2 protein-coding genes are annotated in these 1,636 nt (G+C 40.1%); both read left to right on the top strand.

Going from position 1 to position 1,636, the window contains the following annotated elements; all coding sequences use genetic code 11:
* The first annotated feature begins 107 nt into the window (after window positions 1–107).
* Window positions 108–632 carry a hypothetical protein gene (locus tag L3V37_RS23985; protein ID WP_237307346.1) on the top strand — a complete coding sequence of 175 codons (525 nt, stop codon included), beginning with the start codon at window positions 108–110 and terminating at the stop codon, window positions 630–632.
* A gap of 483 nt (window positions 633–1,115) precedes the next feature.
* On the top strand, window positions 1,116–1,511 hold the full coding sequence (locus L3V37_RS23975) for a hypothetical protein (RefSeq protein WP_213892757.1): 396 nt from the start codon (window positions 1,116–1,118) through the stop codon (window positions 1,509–1,511).
* Window positions 1,512–1,636: the final 125 nt, after the last annotated feature.

Genomic DNA, 1,636 nt, shown 5'->3' with positions numbered 1-1,636 from the left:
GCGTTAGCTTTCTAGAGGTTGATCACATAGATACCGATGATAAATAGGTCATTATTTCTTCTGATTGTATTAATTACTTTCGTCTATTTATCAACGGAATGAGAGCAATGAATAACGTCAGTCGTTTACCTTATAAACTACCTAGTAACCAAGCTGATGCGCTAAAATCTTTAGCGAAGATATTAAATATCCCACTACACTTAGTTCAAGGCGATCCTGTTAAAGTCTCGCAAGCTATGTCTGGAACAATCATGTACCGTCAGTTGGATCGTAATGCGAGACAGCAAGTTATGGCAATTATCCACGGACTAAGTAGTGGTCTATTGAAGAGTTGTCTCATAACAAGAAGTACAGATGTGTTGGTAAACCCTCAATGGGGAGAGTGGTCATTGACCACTGAAGAGCTAACAGAGATTTTAAAATTTCATAATGACTTTAACCGATGGTCAAGCATCTTGGGAGCAAACCCTGGTGCTTATGGAGCAGGGGGCGCAGCATGGAGTATTATTAAGCAAGGAGCCAGTTCTGGTAATATAGCGGTTTTGATTGCATCAATTGCTTTAGTGGGAATACATGAGTTTTCTTATAGTGAAATGCAAAAGTACACTACAGGGTTAGAAAGAAGAAGATGATGTTAAAATATACAATTTTGTCGGTATTTAGCTATCTCGTACTAATCTCTTTTGCTATATACTTGGGTACAACACTACCAATTCCGGCTCTTCAAGGGAATAACATTATAGCATTACTGTTACCTGTTATCGCTTTTAACTATAAGTTGAATATTGATAAAGGCTTTAGCAGGACAAAAGTGTTCATTGCATTTGTTGTTTCAATAATCTATTGCTCTGTTTCTAGTGCCGTTTCGTTCATTCTGCAAGCGAAACTTCTTGGTACGTTAGAAATCAGTTTGGTGATTTTGTTTCCTTTTGTCTTACTATGTATATTAATGGCTGCAAAACGCATATAAAGCTAACAAACTGTTTAAGAGTGATTCGCAACGCGTGGCACTTTTGCTATGCGTCGGTTTAAGTGATTAAGGTGGTATGCGGAAACTTCGGCGTTGCGTTGCTCACACCTTAACAGGGCGTTAGGCTATTGAGGAGAGTTTGAGCTTGAAAACAGTTTGCGTAGCTCTAAGTATGTTGCTTATTTCATCGCTTGCATATGCAGCAGTCGTTCCTGGTTTTCAGGGGCATTATGAGCGGTATAACAATGATCAATTGGATACTGACACTGCCTTTATTGACTTAACTAAGGTGGGTTCGAACACATACGAACTATCAGGGACAGCAGTTTGGGTAGGAGACTCTTCTTCTGGCCTTGTAAATTTTGGAGAAATCGACGGAATTGTAACGTTAAAAGGTAATCAAATAGGCTATGATGTTGACGGCTGCACTCTCCAAATTTTATTAGATCAAGATACCCTCGTAGTTAGCAAAGACAACGGTTGTGGCGGGCTAAATGTCACCTTCAATGGGACGTACGTGAGAACCTCAGAGAGTCAATAGCCTAACAAACTGTTCAAGAGGGATTCACAACGCGTGGCATTTTCACTATGCGTTGGTTTAAGTGATTAAGGCGGTATGTGGCGGCTTCAGTATTGCGTTGCTCACCCCTTAACTGCGCGTTATAC

It is taken from the genome of Vibrio sp. D54 (assembly GCF_021728075.1).
Classification (GTDB): Bacteria; Pseudomonadota; Gammaproteobacteria; order Enterobacterales; family Vibrionaceae; genus Vibrio; species Vibrio alginolyticus.
This window is presented reverse-complemented; position numbering and strand designations above follow the sequence as displayed.